Annotated in this window: 12 protein-coding genes; 10 read left to right on the top strand and 2 right to left on the bottom strand. The window is 73.4% G+C overall.

All coding sequences use genetic code 11. The features are described 5' to 3' along the window. Positions 1–17 precede the first annotated feature (17 nt). Positions 18–1,541, bottom strand: a complete 1,524-nt coding sequence (locus ACFW2G_RS23265) for an aldehyde dehydrogenase (NADP(+)) (RefSeq protein ID WP_384582937.1) — start codon at positions 1,539–1,541, stop codon at positions 18–20. A 137-nt stretch (positions 1,542–1,678) separates the two neighbouring features. Here ACFW2G_RS23265 and ACFW2G_RS23260 point away from each other — a divergent pair, with 137 nt between their 5' ends. The 10 genes from ACFW2G_RS23260 (at position 1,679) to ACFW2G_RS23215 (ending at position 11,912) form a co-directional block, all read left to right on the top strand. Beyond that, a complete protein-coding gene (locus ACFW2G_RS23260) occupies positions 1,679–2,461 on the top strand; it encodes an IclR family transcriptional regulator (RefSeq protein ID WP_384454431.1) in 783 nt (260 codons plus the stop codon). Between the two features lie 227 nt (positions 2,462–2,688). After that, positions 2,689–3,588, top strand: coding sequence for a hypothetical protein (locus tag ACFW2G_RS23255; RefSeq protein WP_384582934.1), 900 nt, complete (start codon positions 2,689–2,691; stop codon positions 3,586–3,588). After that, on the top strand, positions 3,588–4,880 hold the full coding sequence (locus tag ACFW2G_RS23250) for a sensor histidine kinase (RefSeq protein ID WP_384582931.1): 1,293 nt from the start codon (positions 3,588–3,590) through the stop codon (positions 4,878–4,880). Before ACFW2G_RS23255 ends, ACFW2G_RS23250 begins: the two co-directional genes overlap by 1 nt. 59 nt (positions 4,881–4,939) lie before the next feature. Further along, the gene (locus ACFW2G_RS23245; RefSeq protein WP_236647872.1) at positions 4,940–5,560 is read left to right on the top strand and encodes a response regulator transcription factor; all 621 of its coding nucleotides are present in this window, start codon (positions 4,940–4,942) and stop codon (positions 5,558–5,560) included. 62 nt (positions 5,561–5,622) lie between these two features. Beyond that, positions 5,623–7,071, top strand: a complete 1,449-nt coding sequence (locus ACFW2G_RS23240; RefSeq protein ID WP_037930159.1) for a penicillin-binding protein 2 — start codon at positions 5,623–5,625, stop codon at positions 7,069–7,071. Positions 7,072–7,135: 64 nt separating this feature from the next. Then, positions 7,136–7,612, top strand: coding sequence for a GNAT family N-acetyltransferase (locus tag ACFW2G_RS23235; protein WP_384454423.1), 477 nt, complete (start codon positions 7,136–7,138; stop codon positions 7,610–7,612). A gap of 131 nt (positions 7,613–7,743) precedes the next feature. Next, complete coding sequence (locus tag ACFW2G_RS23230; RefSeq protein WP_384582928.1) at positions 7,744–8,448, top strand: DsbA family oxidoreductase; 705 nt, start codon at positions 7,744–7,746, stop codon at positions 8,446–8,448. 70 nt (positions 8,449–8,518) lie between these two features. After that, positions 8,519–9,580, top strand: coding sequence for an aminotransferase class V-fold PLP-dependent enzyme (locus ACFW2G_RS23225; RefSeq protein ID WP_384582925.1), 1,062 nt, complete (start codon positions 8,519–8,521; stop codon positions 9,578–9,580). 30 nt (positions 9,581–9,610) lie between these two features. After that, the gene (locus ACFW2G_RS23220) at positions 9,611–10,714 is read left to right on the top strand and encodes an amidohydrolase family protein (protein ID WP_384454414.1); all 1,104 of its coding nucleotides are present in this window, start codon (positions 9,611–9,613) and stop codon (positions 10,712–10,714) included. Between the two features lie 223 nt (positions 10,715–10,937). Beyond that, entirely contained in the window at positions 10,938–11,912 is a 975-nt protein-coding gene (locus ACFW2G_RS23215) for an SCO1860 family LAETG-anchored protein (RefSeq protein ID WP_384582922.1), read from the top strand. A 334-nt stretch (positions 11,913–12,246) separates the two neighbouring features. Here the strand turns inward: ACFW2G_RS23215 and cobC are convergent, their stop codons facing one another. Continuing rightward, a complete protein-coding gene (cobC, locus tag ACFW2G_RS23210; RefSeq protein WP_384582967.1) occupies positions 12,247–13,698 on the bottom strand; it encodes an Rv2231c family pyridoxal phosphate-dependent protein CobC in 1,452 nt (483 codons plus the stop codon). Between the last annotated feature and the right edge of the window lie 89 nt (positions 13,699–13,787).

The raw sequence follows: 13,787 nt of genomic DNA, 5'->3' as shown, positions 1-13,787 counted from the left end.
CGCGGCGGGTGCGCTGCTCAGCCGCCGGTCACCCGGCGCGGCAGGCCCAGCGGATTGGCCTCGCGGAGCTCGGCCGGAAGAAGAGCATCCGGGACGGACTGGTAGGCCACCGGCCGCAGCCAGCGCTCGATCGCCGTGCCGCCCACCGAGGTGGAATGCGAGGTCGCGGCCGGGTACGGCCCGCCGTGGTGCTGGGCCGGGGCCACCGCGACCCCGGTCGGCCAGCCGTTCACCACAATCCGCCCCGCCAGCCCCGTCACCTGCCCGATCAGTTCGGCGGCCGGGCCGGGGGCGCCCTCGGTTTCGGCGGCCGACAGCTGGAGGGTGGCGCTCAGGTTTCCGCCGAGGCGCTCCAGGACCGCGCTTGCCTCGGCCTGGCCGGCGTACCGGACGACGACGGTGACCGGGCCGAAGCACTCCTCGAGGAGGACGTCGTGCCGGTCGCCCGCGAGGAGCTCCTCCGCCCGTACCGTCAGATATCCCGCTCCCACGGTGTGCTCGCCGCCGGCCCCGGGGGTGACGGGGGCGTCGACGCCGGGCAGCGCGGCCCGCTCGCGCACCCCGGTGACGAAGTTCTCCCGCATCCGGTGGTCGAGCAGCACCCCGGGTTCGGTCTCGCCGAGGGCCTTGGTGAGCTCGCCGGTGATCCGGTCGCCGTCCGTGCCGTCGGGCACCAGGACCAGGCCGGGCTTCACGCAGAACTGGCCGACCCCGAGGGTGAGCGAGCCCGCGAGCCCGGCGCCGATCTCCTCGGCGCGCTCGGCGGCGGCCGCCGGGGTGACCACGACGGGGTTGAGGGAGCCCAGTTCACCGTGGAAGGGGATCGGTACGGGCCGGGCGGCGGCCGCGTCGAACAGGGCCCTGCCGCCCCGGATGGAACCGGTGAAGCCGGCGGCGGCGACCAGCGGGTGACGGATCAGCTCCAGGCCCGCGTCGAATCCGTGGACCACGCCCACCACTTCGGGCGGGAGCCCGTTCGCGACGGCCGCCCGGCGCAGCAGCGAGGCGCACAGCTCGGAGGTGGCGGGGTGGTCGGGGTGCGCCTTGACCACGACCGGGCAGCCGGCGGCCAGTGCGCTCGCAGTGTCGCCGCCGGGGACGGAGAAGGCGAGCGGGAAGTTGGAGGCGGCATAGACGGCCACCACGCCGAGCGGGACCTTGTAGCGGCGCAGGTCGGGGCGCGGCGGAGTGCGGGAGGGATCCGCGTGGTCGATCCGGATGTCGAGGTAGGTCCCCTCCTCGACGGCGTCGGCGAAGGCGCGCAGCTGGCCGGTGGTGCGGGACAGCTCGCCGGTCAGCCGACCCGGGCCGAGCGCGGTCTCGGCGTCGGCGGCCTCGATGACGTGGGCGGCGGCCTCGTCGAGCAGGGCGGCGGCGGTGCGCAGGAAGGTGGCGCGGGCGGCGGCGTCCGCGAGCGCGCCGCGGGCGGCGTGGGCGGCTCGCACGGCTTCGTCCACTTCGCGGGATGTGGCCTCTACCGCAACCTGCTCGCGCTGCTTCCCGGTGCGGGGGTCCACACTCCAAACTGGTGTCGCTGCCATGGCCCACTGCCTCCTGGATCGTTCAGTATTCTGAACGCGGTTCCGGTGGATGAATGATCACATCTGTTGGGGACTCTATTTCCGGGTCCTCCGCGTGACAAGGGGCGACCCGAGGCGACCAGAGGGGAAGCAGCTGCATGACGACGACCGAGTCGGGGATCCCCGCCCAGGCGGCACCGGTCAAATCGGCGGTCCGGACCGTCCTGCTGCTGGAGCACTTCGCGGCCAGCCCCGGCCTGCACAGCCTGGCCGACATCCAGAACGACCTCGCCCTGCCCAAGTCCAGCCTCTACATGCTGCTGCGCACCCTGGTGAACCTCGGCTGGGTGGAGACGGACGCGACGGGCACGCGGTACGGCATAGGGGTGCGGGCCCTGCTGGTCGGCAGTTCGTACATCGACGGCGACGAGGTCGTCGCCGCCGCCCGGCCCACCCTGGATCGGCTCTCCGACGACACGACAGAGACCATCCACCTGGCCCGGCTCGACGGGACGAGCGTGGTCTACCTCGCCACCCGCCAGTCCCAGCACTACCTGCGGCCCTTCACCCGGGTCGGGCGGCGGCTGCCCGTGCACTCGACGGCGCTCGGCAAGGCGCTGCTCGCCACGCACTCGGACGCGGAGGTGCGGGCGCTGCTGCCGCGGCGGCTGGAGGCGGTGACCGAGCACACCATCACCGACCGCGAGCAGCTCATCGAGGAGCTGGAGCTGGTACGCGAGCAGGGGTACGCGCTGGACCGGGAGGAGAACACGCTCGGGCTGCGGTGTTTCGGGGTGGCCGTGCCGTACCGGACGCCGGCCCGGGACGCGGTGAGCTGCTCGGTGCCGGTGGCTCGGCTGACGCCGGGGCACGAGCAGGTCATCAAGGCGGCGTTGTTCGAGGCGCGCGACCGGCTGTCGGTGGTGACGCGCCGCATGTGACGGCGTGCGGGCCGCGGGGTGGGCCGGGTGCGGGTGACGGTGCGTGCGCCGCTGCGCCGCCCGCCGCCTCCCCCGCGTGGGGGAGGCGGTTCCCCACTGAGGGGGAGGCGGCGGGCCGCCGCGCACGGGACTGTTGGGGCATGACCGCACGAGCCGTTCACACGAGGCAGGCACCAGAGTCCTCCGCACCTGTTCCCGCGACCGGGAGGAGGCGCATCGTCACGGCAGTGGCCCTGGTGGCCCTGGTGCCGTATCTGGCGCTCAAGGTCGCCTGGCTGTCCGGCAGCCGGATCGGGATACCGGACGGCAGCGCGCTGTTGCAGCCCGGTCCGTTCCTCACGGCGGCCAATGCCGTCACCCTGGCCATGGACGCGTGCGTGATCCCGCTCGTCCTGGTGCTCACCAGACCCTGGGGGCTCAGAACCCCCGGCTGGATGCTGACCCTTCCGGCGTTCGCCGCCACCGGCCTGCTGACCCCGATCCTCCTGGCTTTCCCGGGGCAGTTGCTCGTACGCGCCCTGGGCTTCGGATCCGGCCCCGAAGCGGCGGCCGCGCGGGAGCCCTTCCTGGACTCCTGGGTCTTCACCGTCGTGTACACGGGATTCACCGTCCAAGGACTCGCCCTGGCCGCGCTGTTCGTGCCCTATGCGCGCAAGCGTTGGGGCCGGCGGTGGCAGGGCGTGGTGGGAGAGCGGCTGCCGCGACTCACGGGGGTGGTGGCGGCAGCCGCGACCTCCGGTGCCCTGGCTCTGACGGCGCTGTTCCTCTACTGGGCCGCAGGCGGCACCGCAGGGCTGAGTGCCGAGCGGGCCGAGGCCCATACGGCGGAGAGCGCCGTCGTGTCCCTGGCCCACGCGATGTGCGCGCTCGCCGCAGGAGCGGGGGCGCTGCTCCTGGCCCGCGGCGGAGTCCTTCGGGCGCGGTGGCCGCTCGGGCTCGCCTGGGTCGGTGCCGCCGCGACCCTGGCGTGGGGGGTCTTCCCACTGGCCGTCTCATGGGGGCCGCAGGTTGACGGCGGTGAAGGCCCCTCCACCGCCGAGCAGTTGATCTACGCTGGCCAGATGGTCACGGGATCGCTCGCCACCGCCGTCCTCACCCGGTTCCTCATATCCCGACGCGAGCGGTGATGCGCGGCGGCCTGAGCCGGCTGCTGGGCGCGCCGGCCCGGCTGCGATGGGTGCACCAGATCCTCGGCGGAGCCCTGCTGATGCCCTACTTCCTCCTGGCCACCGTGGGGGTCGGTATGGCGGCCGACGGTGCCAACGCCCTGTCCTCCCTGCCGCTGTGCCTCGCGGCCTACGCCGCGGCTCTGCCCCTGGCCGCCGTCACGGGGGTGTACGGCCTGGTCCGGCCGCTGTCGGTGAGTGCTGTCCGGGCCATGTGCCAGGTGCCGGGGGAGCGGCTGGCCGAAGGGCCGGCGCGGTCCTGGGCCGCGCGGGGGCGCGCGTCCGCGTGGTGGACCCTGCACCTGGGGGTCGGGGCGCTCGTCAGCGGCATGACGCTGGCCGTGCCTCCCCTGGCGGTGGTGCTGCTCGTGCTGCCGTTCGTGAGCGGCCTGCGCGAAGCCCGTCTGGGGTTCGGGTGGTTCGGCACGGGCGTCGAGACGTACGCGGCTCCCCTTCTCGGGATCGGCCTGCTGGCCGCGCTCACCCTGTGCGCGGCCGCCGCCGGGGAGCTGCTGGCCAAGCTGGCACCCGTACTGCTCGGGCCCACGGCCGCGGACCGGCTCGCCGCGGCCGAGGACCGTGCCGCCGACCTGGCCGTGCGCAACCGGCTGGCCCGGGAGCTGCACGACGCCGTGGGGCACGCCCTCAGCGCCGTCACCCTCCAGGCGGCCGCCGCCCGGCGGATGCTGGAGCGCGACCCCGTCTTCGTACGGGAAGCGCTCGCCGCGATCGAGGACACCACCCGGCGGACGGTGGGGGAGTTGGACGCCGTCCTGGGCCTGCTGCGCGAAGGGGAACCGGCCGGACCGGAGGGGCCGCCGGGCCGCGCCCCCACCCTCGCCGCCGACCTGGACGGGCTGCTGGACCGCACTCGTGCCGCGGGCACCGGCGTCAGCGCGCACCAGGACCCCGGTCCCGCGGGGGACTGGGCGCGGCTCCCGGAGATCACCTCGCGCGAGGCCTACCGGATCGTGCAGGAAGGCCTCAGCAACGCACTGCGCCACGGGGCCGGCTCGGTGGACCTGCGGATCCTGGTCCGGGCCGGCCAGGACACCGAACGACGAGAACTGGAGATCACCATGACCAACCCGCCCGCCGCACCCGAGGGCAGGGAGCCCCGTACCGACGGGGGCCGCGGGCTGCGCGGCTGCGCGGAGCGGGCCGCACTGCTCGGCGGCAGCATCGAGGCGGGCCCGTACCAGTCCCGGTGGCGGCTGCGCGCGGTCCTCCCGCTGGCCGGAGCGGACCGGTGACCGCGGCCGCCCCTGCGGGCCGGCCGCCCCTGCGCATCGTGCTGTGCGACGATGAGCGGATGGTCCGCACCGCCCTGCGGGTCATCCTTGAGGCCGAAGCCGATTTCGAGGTCGTCGGCGAGGCCGCCACCGGTGCCGAGGCCGTTCCGCTCGTGCGGTCACTCGCCCCCGACGTGGTGCTGATGGACGTGCGGATGCCCGAGATCGACGGAATCCGGGCCACCCAACAGATCCTCTCCACCATGCCCGAACCACCCAGGATCGTGGTCGTCACCACCTTCGAGAACGACGCCCACGTCTACGACGCGCTGCGTGCCGGAGCAGTCGGCTTCCTCCTCAAGCGGGCCGACCCCGACGAACTGATCGGGGCGGTCCGGCTCGTCGCCCGCGGGGACTCGCTGCTCTTCCCGGCCGCCGTACGGTCCCTCGCGGCCGCCCACGCGGCGGCTGCCGTCCCCGCCGCCGCTCCCTGGATCGCCACGCTGACCGGCCGCGAGGCCGACGTCCTGCGCCTGATGGCCACGGGGCTGTCCAACCACGAGATGAGCGAGCGCCTCGGAGTGGGGCCGCAGACGGTCAAGACCCACGTCGCGTCGGTGCTCACCAAGACCGGCTCCCGTGACCGCACCCAGGCGGTCATCGCGGCCTACGAAGGAGGATTCATCATGAGGAAAGCCTGAGAAGTCCGCCACAATCGGGGCAGAGCGGAACGCCCGAGGCCGCCGGGACGTCCTTTCGGGGGATGAACAAGACGATCAGGCGTGCGTCGGTCTTCTGTCTGCTCCTGGTGCTGGCCCTGCTGGTCCGCGTCACCTGGGTGCAGGCGTACCAAGGCCAGGCCCTCGCAGACGACAAGCACAACCGCAGGAACCTCATCGGGCAGTTCGAGAACCCGCTGGGCAACATCATCGTGGGCGGGGAGGCGATCACCGGCTCGGAGAAGACCGGGGGCAAGGACTTCGGCTACAAGCGGACCTATGTCGACGGCCCCCTGTACGCGCCCGTCACCGGCTACAGCTCCCAGGCCTTCGGCACCAGCATGCTGGAGGGCGTCTACAAGAACGTCCTCAACGGTTCCGACAGCCGGCTGAAGACCGTGATGGACACGCTCACCAACAAGCGGGCCGACCCGGGCAACGTCCTCACCACGATCGACAAGGACGTGCAGAAGGCCGCCTATGACGCGCTGCAGGGCAAGCAGGGCGCTGCCGCGGCCATCGACCCCGCCACCGGCGAGATCCTCGCCGTCGTGAACAACCCCTCCTTCGACCCCGGCAGCATCGCCGGCGCCAACGACCAGAAGGCCTGGGACGCGCTCTCCGCGGACAAGGGCAAGGCCATGGAGAACGTCGCGCTCCGCAAGCCGCAGGCGCCCGGCTCCACTTTCAAGCTCGTCACGCTCACCGCGGCGATCGAGAACGGCCTGGTCACCGACATCGACCGGCAGACCGGCATTCCCGACCCCTACACGATCCCCGGCACCCGCACCCTGCTGCCCAGCGAGGCGGGCTCCGCTGCCTGCAATAACGTCTCGGTGCGCACCGCCCTGCGGCTGTCCTGCAACAACGTGTTCGCCGAGCTCGCCTTCAAGCTCGGTCAGGACAAGATGCTCGCGACCGCCGAGAAGCTCGGCTTCAACGCGCAGATCGACACACCGGTCCGCACCAACCCACCGAGCAGGTATCCGACGCAGAAGATGTCGGTCGACCAGGTCGCGCAGACCGGAATCGGCCAGTTCGACGTCCAGGCCACCCCGCTGCAGATGGCGATGGTCACGGCCGCGATCGAGAACGGCGGCAAGCTCGTCGCCCCGCACATGGTCTCCGAGGTCACCGACGCCAACGGCAACGTGCTGGAAAGCTTCAAGGACCCGGAGTCCCGGCAGGTCATGAAGGAGCGGACGGCCTCGATGGTCCGGGACGCCATGCGCACGGTCGCCACCGAGGGCGGCGGCAAGCCGGCCCAGGTGCCCGGCGCCGAGGTGGGCGGCAAGACCGGCACCGCGCAGCGCGGCGTGAACAACAGCCTCGCGCCGCTGGCCTGGTTCACCTCGTACGGCAAGGCCGGTGGCAAGCAGATCGCGGTGGCCGTGGTGATCGAGAACTCCGACACCGACCGCTCCGAGATCGGCGGCGGCAAGCTGGCCGCGCCGATCGCGCAGAAGATGATGCAGGCCTGGCTGAAGAAGTAGGTGTGCGCTGGTGCGCGCCCGACGCGCCGGGAACCGACGTGGTTCCCGGCGCGTATCTGTCTTCGTGATCAGGAATGCGCTCCCCGCCGACCTCGACGCCATCGCCGCCCTCCACACCAGGGCCCGGGCCACCTACTACCAGGGCCACATACCTGAAGAGGCCTACGCGGGCGAGGCCGAGTTGGCCCGGACCCGTGAGGGCTGGACCCTGGCCGTCGCCCGCGACGCCGCCGAGGGCGGCGTGCTGTGCGCCGAGGAGGACGGCGAGCTCACCGGGGTCGCCGCCTTCCGCACGCAGGACGGCGAGGCCACGCTCACCCAGCTCCACGTCGACCCGGTCCGCTGGCGCCGGGGCACCGGGGCGGCCCTCCACGAAGCCTGCCTGCAGGTCTGGCGCCGCGCCGGGGTCCGCCGGGTGCGCCTGGAGGTCTACGAGCACAACCAGCGGGCCCAGGCCTTCTACGCCGCCCAGGGCTGGCTGCCCGATCCTGCCGCCACCCCGTCGGGCAGCCACCGCACCCTCTGGCTGGACGTCGCCTGAGGCCGAGGGGCCCGCCCACCGCTCGCCGCCCGCCGCGTGTCCGGGGAATGGGGCGCGAAGGCGGATGGTTCACACCACTGATGGTTGAACAACAAACCGTCCCCTCATCGACCCCGGAGAGAAGAAGGATCATGCGCGTCGAGATCTGGAGCGACATCGCCTGCCCCTGGTGCTACATCGGCAAGGCCCGTTTCGCCAGGGGGCTGGCCGGGTTCGCGCACCGCGACGAGGTGGAGGTCGTCTTCCGGTCCTTCGAGCTCGACCCGGGCAGCCCCAAGGGTGTGACCTCCCCCGTCGTGGAGATGCTCGCCGAGAAGTACGGCCGCACCCTCGACGAGGCGCGCGGCATGGAGGAGCACGTCGCCGCGAGCGCCCGCGCCGAGGGGTTGGCGTACCGGACGGAAGGGCGTGACCACGGCAACACCTTCGACATCCACCGGCTGCTGCACCTGGCCGGCGCCCGCGGCCGGCAGGAGGCGCTGCTCGACCTCGCCTACCGGGCCAACTTCGCCGAGGAGCGCTCCGTCTTCGACTCCGAGGTGCTGATCGCGCTCGCGGTCGAGGCCGGCCTGGACGAGGCCGAGGTCCGCGCCGTCCTCGCGGACGGTTCCGCCTATGCCGCCGAGGTCCGCGCCGACGAGCGCGAGGCCGCCGAGCTGGGCGCGAACGCGGTGCCGTTCTTCGTCCTCGACCGCCGCTACGGGATCTCCGGAGGGCAGCCGGCCGAGGTGTTCACCCGGGCCCTTGAGCAGGCGTGGGCCGGGCGTGAGGTGGAGGCGCCGGCGGAGGCCGCGGCCTGTGGGCCCGACGAGGCGTGCGCGGTCCCACAGATATAAGCAATGCTTGGAGTGGGTGCGCAAAACTCGGTAATGGACTTTGGTTCGCTCCTGGCGCAGAGTTGACGGCATGGATCTTTCGATCGCCGAAGCGACCCGTGCCGAGTTCGCCCACACCACCACCTACCTCAACTCCGCCGCCTGCGGCGTCGTCCCGCGTGCCGCCGTCGCGGCGGTGAAGGAACTGTCCGAGGCGGCGGGGGCCGGGATCCCCGCCGGATTCGGCGACTTCGACCGGGTCAACCGGGCCCGTGCCTCCTTCGCCCGCCTGGTCGGGGTGGACACCGACCGGGTGGCCGTCGGCTCGGCCGTCTCCACCCATGTCGGGCTCGTCGCGGCCTCGCTCCTCTCCGGCGCCGAAGTGCTCTGTCCGGAGGACGACTTCGCCTCTGTGATCAACCCGTTTGTCGTGCGGGACGACCTCAAGGTGCGTTTCGCGCCGCTGGAGTCGCTCGCCGAGGCCGTCGGCCCGGACACCGCGCTGGTCGCACTGAGCGCCGTACAGTCCGCGGACGGGCGCCGGGCCGACCTCGCGGCGGTGCGCGCGGCGTCGGCGGCGCACGGGGCCCGGATGCTCGTGGACGCGTCCCAGGCGGCGGGCTGGCTCCCCTTCGACGCCTCGCCGTACGACTACACGGTCACCGTCGGCTTCAAGTGGCTGCTCAGCGTCCGCGGAGCCTCCTTCCTGACCGTGTCGCGGGAGGCCCAGGACGCTCTGACGCCGCTGCATGCGGGTTGGGTGGCGGCGGAGTCGATGTGGGACGCCGTCTACGGCCCGATGCCGAAACCGGCCGACTCCGCGCGGCGGTTCGACGAGTCTCCGGCCTTCCTCGCCTACCATGCGGCGGAGGTCTCGCTGGCCCTGATCGAGCGGATCGGCATCGAGGCCGTGCACGCCCACGACACCGCCCTGGCCGCCCGCTACCGCGCCGGACTCGCGCGCCTCGGCCACGAGCCCGTGCCGGGCGACGCCGCCATCGTCTCCGTCCCGGGCCTCGCCGGCCGGCAGCCCGCGCTGCAGGCGGCCGGCGTCCTCACCTCGGCCCGCGCGGGCCTGCTGCGGGCCTCGTTCCACCTGTACAACACGGAGGCCGACGTGGACCGGCTCCTGGACGTGCTCTCCGCCTCCTGACGCCGCGGGGGCCGCACGTACAGTGCCGCCATGAGCGATGTGAGCGATGTGAGCGACGTGCTGCACGTGAAGGGGCGGGTGCTGGTCGGGCCCGACGAGGTCCGCGACGAGCTCTGGGTGGTCGGCGGGCGCGTCTCCTACGAGCGCCCGCCCGGCGCCCGCGAGGTCACCACCGTGACCGGCTGGGTCCTGCCCGGCCTGGTCGACGCGCACTGCCACGTGGGGCTGGACGCCCACGGTCCGGTCGACGCCGCCACGGCCGAACGCCAGGCCCTCACCGACCGCGACGCGGGCACCCTCCTGATCCGCGACGCCGGATCGCCCTCCGACACCCGCTGGATCGACGACCGCGAGGACCTCCCGAAGATCATCCGGGCGGGCCGGCACATCGCGCGCACCCGCCGCTACATCCGCAACTACGCCCACGAAATCGAGCCGGCCGACCTCGTCGAGTACGTCGGCCGCGAGGCGCGGCGCGGCGACGGCTGGGTGAAGCTGGTCGGCGACTGGATCGACCGCGACGCCGGCGACCTGACGGCCTGCTGGCCGCGCGCCGAGGTCGAGGCGGCCATCGCCGAGGCGCACCGGCTGGGCGCCCGGGTCACCGCGCACTGCTTCGCCGAGGACTCGCTGCGCGACCTCGTCGAGGCGGGCATCGACTGCATCGAGCACGCCACCGGCCTCACCGAGGACACCATCCCGCTGTTCGCGGAACGCGGGGTCGCCATCGTCCCCACCCTCGTCAACATCGCGACCTTCCCCAAGCTGGCGGCGGGCGGCGACGCGAAGTTCCCGCGCTGGTCGGCGCACATGCGGCGGCTTCACGAGCGGCGCTACGACACCGTCCGGGCCGCCTATGACGCGGGCGTCCGGGTCTTCGTCGGTACCGACGCCGGCGGGTCGCTGCCGCACGGACTGGTCGCGGCGGAGGTCGCCGAACTGGTGAAGGCCGGGATTCCGGCACTGGACGCCCTCTCGGCGACGGCCTGGGCGGCCCGCGAGTGGCTCGGCAGGCCGGGGCTCACCGAGGGCGCACCGGCGGACCTGGTGGTCTACGACAGCGATCCGCGGGCCGACGTGGCCGTCCTGGCGCAGCCTCGACGGGTGGTCGTCGACGGCAGGGTCAGGGCCTGAACGCGGTGCCAGGAGCGGAGTCGTGGGGGTGCGGGGAGTAACGCGGTGAGCGGGGCCGCAAATCGAAACCCCGCACGGAAACCACCCTTTGGGGTGAAGTGACCTCAGGTAGCTGCCCCGTCACCCACATTGAGTAAGGATTCCCAGGGTCGAAGCCGTCGGCGCGTGCGATGTCCCCCATTGGCCGCGCGACGGCACCCAACTCCCCGGGGGTTCCACCACCTTGAACAGCAACACCTTCCGCATGCCCGCGGCCGTTCTGCTCGCCACGGGAGCGGTCGCTCTGCTCACCGCACCGCCCGCCTCCGCCACGGGAGGAACCCCCGCCGGCGGAGAGGGCAGGTCCGGCGCGGTCGTCCTGCGCACCGGACTGGACGTGGGCCTGCTCAACAAGACCGTCGACGTCCCGCTGAAGGCCACCCTCAACGAGGTCAGCGCCCCGGCGAAGGCGGAGAAGACGGCGCTGACCGTCACCCTGGACGGGGTCGAGGGGAACAAGCCGGTCAGCGTCCTGCGCGCGGACGTCGCCACCTCCAGGGCCACCGCGGACAAGAAGAAGGCGGAGGCCGAGGCGAACCTGGCCAAGGCCCGTGTGCACGTGCCCGGGCTGCCGCTGCTCTCGCTGATCGAGGTGGAGAAGGTCACGTCCAAGGCCGTCTGTGAAGCCGGGAGGAAGCCCGTGGCCAGCGCGAACGTCCTGGGCACGGTGACCGCGCTCGGCAAGAGGGTCACCCTGTCGGCGGGCGGCCCCACCAAGGTCGAAGTCCCGGGGGTCGGCATGGTCAGCCTGGAGCTGTCCGGCACCGAGACCACCTCCACCACGGCCGCCGCCGCCGCACTCCGGCTGAAGGTGGCCGTGAACCCGCTGAACCTGAACGTGGCGCAGGTGGACGGCGAGATCGTGCTGGCCGAGGCGCACTGCGAGTCCCCGAAGGGCGCGGCCACGACGGCGAAGGAGCCCGAGCAGCCCGAGCAGCCCGACATCAAGACCCAGACCGGGACGAACACCGGTGGCACCACGGGAGGTTCGGGTACCACCGCCGGTTCCGGCGGCAGCGGTTCGGGGGCCACCACCGATGCCAACCTGGCCGAGACCGGCGGCGGTTCGCTCACCCCCTACATCACGGGCGGCGCGCTGACCCTGCTGGCGCTCGGCGGCGGTGCGCTCTTCCTGACCCGCCGGAGCAGGACCCAGTAGAACTGCCGGGCGACCCCGGTCCGTGTCCCGGCCCGCCGCACGGCGCGGCCGGGGCCCGGGACCGCGCCACCCGGCGAGCACATCGGAGGGGAGTGCTCAACGGGTGGCGTGGGCCAGATCCTGCCCCCCGCGCCCCGCGCCGTCACGGCCTCGGTGACCTGCCGGTCGATCCGCGCGTACGCGTCGCGCCCGGCGGCGGGAAGCGCCCCGTCGAGGGCCGCGCAGGAGGCGCAGAGGACGCGAACGGCGGCCCCGTGTCCGAGTGCTGCGTGAGGCAGTCGGCCCGCATCACCTCCCAGCGGCCCGGACGGTCCGCCACCGGAGAAGCGGGAGGTCAGCGGGAGGTCAGGGCCAGGGCCCGGTCCAGGGCCTGCAGCAGGCGGCCCGTCGTCGCCCGGTCGCGCACCGCCAGCCGGAGCCAGGTCCGGTCCAGTCCGGGGAAGGTGTCCCCGCGCCGCACGGCGAAGCCCAGGGCCCGCAGCCGGGTGCGGACCTCCGCACCGTCCGCCAGCTGGATCAGAACGAACGGACCCTCCGCCACGCCCGCCACCTTCACCTCGTCGAACTCCGCGAGCCCGGCCAACAGATGGGCCCGGTCCACGGCGATCCGCCGTGCGGCCTCCTCCGCCTCGGTCAGCGCGGCCGGAGCCACGCAGGCCTCGGCCGCCACCAGAGCGGGCGTCGACACCGGCCAGAGCGGCTGCGCGGCCGCCAGCTTCGCGATCACCTCGGGCTCGGCCAGCACGTAACCGATCCGCAGCCCCGCCAGACCCCACGTCTTCGTCAGGCTCCGCAGCACGACCAGCCCCGGCAGGTCCGTCCGGCCCGCGAGGGCCTCACGCTCGCCCGGGACGGCGTCCATGAACGCCTCGTCCACCACCAGGACCCGGCCCGGACGGGCCAGTTGGGCCAGGGCCGCCGCTGGGTGCAGCACGGACGTCGGGTTGGTCGGATTGCCGACGACCACCAGGTCCGCGTCCTGCGGCACCGCTGCCGGATCGAGCCGGAACCCGTCCGAGGCCCGCAGCACCACCCGCTCGACCCGGTGGCCGGCATCCCGCAGGGCCGCCTCGGGCTCGGTGAACTGAGGATGCACCACGACCGGCCGCCGGGCGCCCAGGGCCCGCGCGATCAGCACGAAGGCCTCCGCGGCCCCCGCCGTCAGCAGCACCCGCTCGACCGGCAGCCCGTGCCGCGCCGCCACTGCCGCGCGGGCGGCCCGCCCGTCGGGGTACGCGGCGAGGTCCTCGAGGGAGGCGGCGATCCGCCGCTTGAGCCACTCCGGCGGCGTGTGCGCCCGTACGTTGACCGCGAGGTCCTCCAGCGCGGAGCCCGCGTCCGCCACCTCGGCGTCCCCGTGGTGGCGCAGGTCGTGCGCTTCGGCCGTGGCCACCGCGCAGGTCGCCGACAGTGAACGCCGCTTGGGTACGAGGAGTTCTCCGCCCGCGACGAGGGCGGCGGCCTCCGCCACCGAGGGGGTCCCGGTCGCGTCCCGCACCGCCTCCGAGGGGTGCGGGACGGTGACGGCGGCCAGGCGGGCCGCGGGATAACCCAGAACGGGCACGCCGAAACGTTCCGCCGCACCGGTGATCCCCGCCTCGGCCGCCTTCGAGTCCACGGTGGCCAGCGCCGTCACGGCCGCCTCGGCCAGCCCGGCGCCCCGCAGCGTCTCCTCGACCAGTGCGCAGACCTCCTCCACGGAGACCCCCGCACGGCCACCGACCCCGACCACCAGCCGCGTCGTGTACTCGCCCACCGCGGGGCCTCCCTCCGTCGTCACGGTCACCGGCACCTCACCGGACACCCGTCCATCGTCAACACCGCGACACCCGCCACCCGTGCGCGGACGTGCGCGCGGGCTGCGGAGTCTGTATT

It is taken from the genome of Streptomyces sp. NPDC058880 (genome assembly GCF_042742535.1).
Taxonomy (GTDB): Bacteria; Actinomycetota; Actinomycetes; order Streptomycetales; family Streptomycetaceae; genus Streptomyces.
This window is presented reverse-complemented; position numbering and strand designations above follow the sequence as displayed.

Bases quoted from the DNA above. Each gene is read 5' to 3' on its own strand.
- ACFW2G_RS23220 (WP_384454414.1), top strand. From the start codon at position 9,611: ATGAGCGATGTGAGCGATGTGAGCGACGTGCTGCACGTGAAGGGGCGG.
- ACFW2G_RS23250 (WP_384582931.1), top strand. From the start codon at position 3,588: ATGCGCGGCGGCCTGAGCCGGCTGCTGGGCGCGCCGGCCCGGCTGCGA.
- ACFW2G_RS23240 (WP_037930159.1), top strand. From the start codon at position 5,623: ATGAACAAGACGATCAGGCGTGCGTCGGTCTTCTGTCTGCTCCTGGTG.
- ACFW2G_RS23230 (WP_384582928.1), top strand. From the start codon at position 7,744: ATGCGCGTCGAGATCTGGAGCGACATCGCCTGCCCCTGGTGCTACATC.
- ACFW2G_RS23265 (WP_384582937.1), bottom strand. From the start codon at position 1,541: ATGGCAGCGACACCAGTTTGGAGTGTGGACCCCCGCACCGGGAAGCAG.
- ACFW2G_RS23225 (WP_384582925.1), top strand. From the start codon at position 8,519: ATGGATCTTTCGATCGCCGAAGCGACCCGTGCCGAGTTCGCCCACACC.
- ACFW2G_RS23260 (WP_384454431.1), top strand. From the start codon at position 1,679: ATGACGACGACCGAGTCGGGGATCCCCGCCCAGGCGGCACCGGTCAAA.
- ACFW2G_RS23245 (WP_236647872.1), top strand. From the start codon at position 4,940: ATGGTCCGCACCGCCCTGCGGGTCATCCTTGAGGCCGAAGCCGATTTC.